Genomic DNA, 6112 nt, shown 5'->3' with positions numbered 1-6112 from the left:
CGGGGGGGGGGGATCAACATCTCGCCGACGGTGATCGGCACCGATCGGGAGGTCCGGCCGTTGGACCGGCCGGGGTAGTACCCAACAGTGACGTCATATAGCGGACGTCACCTGCGAAAGGAAATACCACAGTGCTGATTTCCCAGCGCCCCGCATTGACCGAAGAGGTTGTCTCCGAGAACCGCTCGCGGTTCGTCATCGAGCCGCTCGAGCCCGGATTCGGCTACACCCTCGGGAATTCCCTGCGCCGCACACTGCTGTCGTCGATCCCCGGCGCCAGCGTCACCAGCATCCGCGTCGACGGCGTGCTGCACGAGTTCACCACCGTCCCCGGCGTCAAGGAGGACATCACCGAGCTCATCCTGAACCTCAAGGAGCTGGTGGTCTCGTCCGAGGACGACGAGCCGGTCACCATGTACCTGCGCAAGCAGGGCCCCGGTGACGTCACCGCCGAAGACATCGCGCCGCCCGCCGGTGTCACCGTGCACAACTCGAACCTGAAGCTGGCCACCCTGACCAAGAAGGGCAAGCTCGAGATCGAGCTCGTCGTCGAGCGTGGCCGCGGCTACGTCCCGGCCTCGCCCAACAAGGTCGTCGGCGCCGAGATCGGCCGTATCCCGGTCGACTCGATCTACTCGCCGGTCCTCAAGGTCACCTACCGCGTCGAGGCCACCCGTGTCGAGCAGCGGACCGACTTCGACCGGCTGGTCCTGGATGTCGAGACCAAGCCGTCGATCTCCCCGCGGGACGCACTCGCGTCGGCCGGCACCACCCTGGTGGAGCTGTTCGGTCTCGCCCGCGAGCTGAACATCGACGCCGAGGGCATCGAGATCGGGCCGTCGCCCGCCGAGGCCGATCACATAGCCGCGTTCAGCCTGCCGATCGAGGAGATGGACCTGACCGTCCGCTCCTACAACTGCCTCAAGCGCGAGGGCATCCACACGGTCGGCGAGCTCGTCTCCCGCACCGAGGCGGACCTGCTCGACATCCGCAACTTCGGGCAGAAGTCGATCGACGAGGTCAAGATCAAGCTCGCCGGCATGGGCCTGTCCCTGAAGGATTCGCCGGCCGGGTTCGATCCGGCAGCCGCTGCGCTGGCCTACAGCGACAACGACTGGAACGACGACACCGACGACACCGGTTACGGGCTTCCCGCCGCCGCGCCCGCCGAGGCCGTCGTCGATGACACCGATTACGCGGAGACCGAGCAAATCTAAAACGCTGGCTCCGCCAGTAGGTGATGGACCGGCTTCGCCGGGCTCGAAAGAACTGAATAGATGCAGTTGCTCCGCTGCGCTCCGCCCGACAAACGCTTCGTGTTCGTCGGACTGGCTCTCGCCAGGAGGACCGACGCCGGAGCACGGGTCCACCCGGGTTGCTGGGTGGGCGGCAATGTCTCGCAAAGTGATCTCGCACTGCGTTTTGCTCAACCCACCGGGTTGTTGCCTCGCGCAGCGATGTTGCGCAGCAGCGTTGCTGAACACGGATAGGAAACCGTCGGCGCCCGGGAGTTCGCTCCCGGGCCGCCGCCTCACCCGCGATGGGACCACCACCGCGGACAACGATCGAAGGAACATCTGATGCCTACGCCTGCAAAGGGTCCCCGTCTCGGCGGAGGGCCGGCCCACGAGCGGCTGATCCTCGCCAACCTCGCCCAGTCGCTGTTCGAGCACGGCAAGATCACCACCACCGAGACCAAGGCCAAGCGCCTCCGGCCGTACGCCGAGAAGCTGATCACCACGGCCAAGAAGGGCACCCTGCATCACCGTCGCGAGGTGCTCAAGGTCATCCGTGACAAGGACGTGGTGCACAAGCTGTTCGCCGAGATCGGGCCGTCGTTCGCGACCCGTGACGGTGGCTACACGCGGATCACCAAGACCGCGCCCCGCAAGGGCGACAACGCCCCGATGGCGATCATCGAGCTGATCGACGAGGAGACCGTTTCCTCCTCGGCGTCGCGCGTCGCCCGCCGTGCCGCGTCGACCCGCAGTGGTGACCGCAGCGCCCGCGTTGCCGCGTCGTCCGGCGCTGCCGCCGGCTCGACCCCGGCCTCCGACGTTGCCGCTGACGAGACCGCGACTGCCGCTGACGAGACCGCAACCGAGTCGGCCGTGGTCGACGAGAGTGGTGCTGTCGATGCCGGTGTCGCGTCCGCCGATGCGGATGCCGTCGCCGACGACGCGGACGTCATCGCCGCGGAGACCAGTGCCGACACCGAGAGTGGATCGGCGCAGGCCGTCGAGGCTGCGACCGAGGATCCGGCCGAAGGCGCGGACGAGGCGAAGTAATCCGCACTGAGTGCTGCTACAGCGGGGGTGGAGCGACGATCACGTCGGTCCGCCCCCGTTGTGCTGTCTGCGCTCGTCAGGCGCTCGGCGCCTGTTCGCCCGGGATCAGCGTGGTGGCCGAATCGAGTCACCTTTTCCGGACCCTTCCGCTGCCCAGGAGGGTCCGTTACTGGCGACTCGATGACGTACGGGCCGGCCGCGCGTGATCAGGTTGCGGCTGGACATCTCCTATGACGGCACGGACTTCTCCGGGTGGGCGGTACAGCCCGGCCGCCGGACGGTAGCCGGTGAGCTGCTGACCGCCCTGACGGTGCTGCTCCGGGAGCCGCCGCCGCTGGTGGTCGCGGGACGGACCGATGCCGGGGTGCACGCCGTCGGTCAGGTGGCGCACATCGACGTCGATCGAGCGGCCCTGCTCGCCCTCGCGCCACGGCACCTGGCGCACCAAGCCCCCGCGCACCAAGGCCTCGCGCCCCGACACCTGGCGCACCAAGACCCCGCGCACCAAGATCCCGCAGGCCAGGACCCCGCGCCCCCAGCACCCGTGCCCCCCGACCACGCGACAGGACCCCCCGGCGGCACCGGTCCCTCGGCTGACGACATCGCACCCGGTCGGCTCGGCCTGCTCCGCCGCCTCGCCGGACTGCTACCGCTCGACCTCAGGGTCAGGGCGATAACCGTTGCACCGCAAGGATTCGACGCCCGGTTCTCGGCGTTGCGCCGTCATTACCGGTACCGGATCTGCACCGCTGACTGGGGTGTCGAACCGGCCGACCGCCGGTACGTGCTCGCGCGGCGCCGGACGCTCGACGTCACGGCGATGAACCTTGCCGCGTCCGCGCTGGTAGGCCTGCGCGACTTCGCGGCGTTCTGCCGCCCGCGGGAAGGCGCGACGACCATCCGGGAATTGCAGTCGCTGACCGTCGAACGAGCCGGCGACGAGGTGCGGGTCGACGTCGTCGCCGATGCGTTCTGCCATTCCATGGTCAGGGCGCTGGTCGGGTCCCTGATCGCCGTCGGGGAGATGCGGGCGCCCACGGACCGGCCCGCCGAGCTGCTGGCGGCGGGGGAGCGCACTGCCGAGATCCATGTCGCGCCGGCGCACGGCCTGACGTTGATGGCCGTCGACTACCCGTCAGACGTGGAGCTGACCACGCGTTCCGCGATCACCAGGGCGACCCGGTTCATGCCCGAAGACTTCCCCCGCTAGGACATTCACCCTCTCCGGGTAGGTCCCTTTTCTCCGTGGATCTGCCGAACAAGGGACGAAACGCCCTAGATTGTTCCCGTGACGGACAGCGGAATCGGGCGGGCATGAGCGGCTGGCTCGCCCGGACGGGAACGGCGGCGCGGGACTGGCTGACCGGGGTGCGGCCGCGCCGCAAGGACCTCAAGTCCGACATCCTCGCCGGTGTTCCGGGGGCCATCAGCTCCGTCCCGGACGGGATGGCGACGGCATTACTGGTGGGCGTCAACCCCGCCTACGGGCTCTACGCGTCGTTCGCCGGCAAGGTCGGCGGCGGGCTGACCACCAGTACCAAACTGATGGTCGTCACGACGACCACCGCCGCGTCCCTGGCAGCGGGATCCGCGCTCGCCGACATTCCCGCCGAGGGCCGTGACCGGGCGCTCATCACCCTGACGATCCTCACCGGCATTGTCATGATCGCCGCCGGGTTGCTGCACCTCGGCCGCTACATCCGCTTCGTCTCCCGCTCCGTGATGCTCGGGTTCCTCACCGGCGTCGCCGTCAACATCGTCCTGGGCCAACTGGCCGGCCTCGTCGGGTCGCCGACCAACGGCGGGGTGGCGGCGCAGAAGGCAGCGCACGTCATCACCAACCCGACCGGCATCGAGACCACGTCCGCGATCGTCGGCGGGATCGCGCTGGCGGTGATGTTCCTGCTCAGCCGGACCAGGTTCGGGCTGTTCGCGTCGTTGATCGCGGTTGTCCTGCCGACCATCGCCGTCGCGCTGATGAACCTGGACTCCGTGGCGACGGTGGCCGACGTCGGGGCGATCCCCAGTGGGTTCCCGCCGATCGTGCTGCCGCACTTCGCGGACCTGACGTTCGGCGTGATCAGCGGCGCGCTGGCCATCGCGGCGATCGCGCTGGTGCAGGGCGCGGGTGTCGCCGAGGCCGCGCCGAACCCGGGAGGTGCGCCGTCGAGCACCAACCGGGACTTCGTCGGCCAGGGCGTTGCCAACATGGCTGCCGGGCTCTTCCACGGCACGCCGGTCGGCGGATCGGTCAGCAGCACGGCGCTCAACCTCGCGGCCGGGGCGCGGAGCAGGTGGGCCGCGGTCTTCGGCGGGGTCTGGATGTTGATCATCCTGGTGGCCTTCTCGAAGCTGGTCGGGCTGGTGCCGATGCCCACCCTCGCCGCCGTGCTGATCTTCGCCGCGGTGATGTCCGTCCGGCCCCGCGACATCGCCGTGGTCTGGCGGACGAGCCACACCGGTCAGATCGCGATGGTCGTGACCTTCATCTCGACCCTCGCCCTGCCGGTCGCGGCGGCGGTCGGGGTGGGCGTCATCGTGTCGCTGCTGCTGCAGCTCAACAAGGAACAGATGGACCTGCGCATCGTCCGGCTCACCCGGCGCGAAGACGGGATGTTCGTCGAGCGGCCGATGCCGGTGCTGCTCCCCGATGCCGAGCCGGTCGTGCTCGACGTCTACGGCAGCCTGCTCTACGCGGGAGCGCGCACGCTGGGCGCGCGGCTGCCCGATCCCAGACCGACCCGGCGGCCGGTGGTGATCCTGCGACTGCGGGGCAGGACGTCTCTTGGGTCGACGTTCTTCGGCGTGGTGGCGCATTACGCCCACCAACTGGAGGCGGCCGGCGGCCGGCTGTACCTGTCCGGGGTGCAGGCGAACATGGCGCATCGCTTCGAGCACAGCCAGTTCGACGACGTCCAGAGCAGGATCACCATCTTCCGCGCCACCGAGGTGCTGGGCGCCTCCACCCTGGCCGCTGTTCAGGACGCGAAAGAGTGGCTCGCCGGTCTCGATGAGGTCGACCAGCAGTCGATCGATCAGCAGGTCGTTGACCAGAACAGCCAGCAGGATGCCGTCAGACCTACCGGTGACGGGGCGGCCGGGCCGACCGGTGGCATCCAGTGACGAGGCGTCAACGGGTGGTTTTGACCTTGTCGACGGCCGCGCGGTACTCTGGCTAGTCGGTGTGCCGCTCGACTGCGTGCGGCGGATCTGGCGCGTGTGCGTCGGTCCGCATTGTGTAGTGTTCCAGGTCCCTGCGATTCGATGTCGCGGGGCTCTGGCCATGTGGTGCCGCGCACCACGTGGGGGGCACCCGCCCCCGGCAGGACACCCTGGACGACCCACCAGAGAAGAACGAAGAGGCATATCCGTGCGCACGTACAGCCCCAAGCCCGGCGATGTGACCCACGCCTGGCACGTGATCGACGCGACCGACGTCGTGCTCGGCCGGCTCGCCAGCCAGGCTGCGCAGCTGCTGCGTGGCAAGCACAAGGCGATCTACGCCCCGCATGTCGACACCGGCGACTTCGTCGTCATCATCAACGCCGGCAAGGTCGCGGTGACCGGCAACAAGCGGGACGGCAAGTTCCTGTACAGCCACTCCGGCTACCCGGGCGGCCTGCGCAAGCAGACCGTGGGCGATCTGCTGGACACCCGGCCGGAGCGCCTGGTCGAGAAGGCCGTCATCGGGATGCTGCCGCACAACTCGCTCGGCCGTTCGATGGCCCGCAAGCTGAAGGTCTACGCCGGCGCGGAGCACCCGCACCTGGCGCAGCAGCCGCAGCCGTTCGAGATCACCCAGGTCGCCCAGTAACGCTTCGTCC

5 protein-coding genes are annotated in these 6112 nt (G+C 69.0%); all 5 read left to right on the top strand.

Annotated features, from left to right (window positions below; all coding sequences use genetic code 11):
• Positions 1–131: 131 nt before the first annotated feature.
• The 5 genes from ACVBEQ_RS26780 to rplM all read left to right on the top strand — a co-directional run bounded on the left by ACVBEQ_RS26780 (position 132) and on the right by rplM (position 6102).
• The gene (locus ACVBEQ_RS26780) at positions 132–1217 is read left to right on the top strand and encodes a DNA-directed RNA polymerase subunit alpha (protein WP_447156457.1); all 1086 of its coding nucleotides are present in this window, start codon (positions 132–134) and stop codon (positions 1215–1217) included.
• 363 nt (positions 1218–1580) lie between these two features.
• Complete coding sequence (gene rplQ, locus ACVBEQ_RS26775; RefSeq protein WP_447156456.1) at positions 1581–2288, top strand: 50S ribosomal protein L17; 708 nt, start codon at positions 1581–1583, stop codon at positions 2286–2288.
• Positions 2289–2490: 202 nt separating this feature from the next.
• Entirely contained in the window at positions 2491–3498 is a 1008-nt protein-coding gene (locus tag ACVBEQ_RS26770) for a tRNA pseudouridine synthase A (RefSeq protein ID WP_447156455.1), read from the top strand.
• A 104-nt stretch (positions 3499–3602) separates the two neighbouring features.
• Positions 3603–5411: a SulP family inorganic anion transporter gene (locus tag ACVBEQ_RS26765; protein WP_447156454.1), complete on the top strand. Its 1809-nt coding sequence runs from the start codon at positions 3603–3605 to the stop codon at positions 5409–5411.
• 247 nt (positions 5412–5658) lie between these two features.
• Complete coding sequence (gene rplM / locus ACVBEQ_RS26760; protein WP_447156453.1) at positions 5659–6102, top strand: 50S ribosomal protein L13; 444 nt, start codon at positions 5659–5661, stop codon at positions 6100–6102.
• The last annotated feature ends 10 nt before the right edge of the window (positions 6103–6112 follow it).

This window comes from Nakamurella sp. GG22 (assembly GCF_052976845.2).
Note: the sequence above shows the minus strand (reverse complement) of the source record. Positions and strands in the feature narration are given on the sequence as shown.

What these genes read in the sequence shown, in the direction of transcription:
- rplQ (WP_447156456.1), top strand. Translation starts at nt 1,581, where the DNA reads ATGCCTACGCCTGCAAAGGGTCCCCGTCTCGGCGGAGGGCCGGCCCAC.
- ACVBEQ_RS26765 (WP_447156454.1), top strand. Translation starts at nt 3,603, where the DNA reads ATGAGCGGCTGGCTCGCCCGGACGGGAACGGCGGCGCGGGACTGGCTG.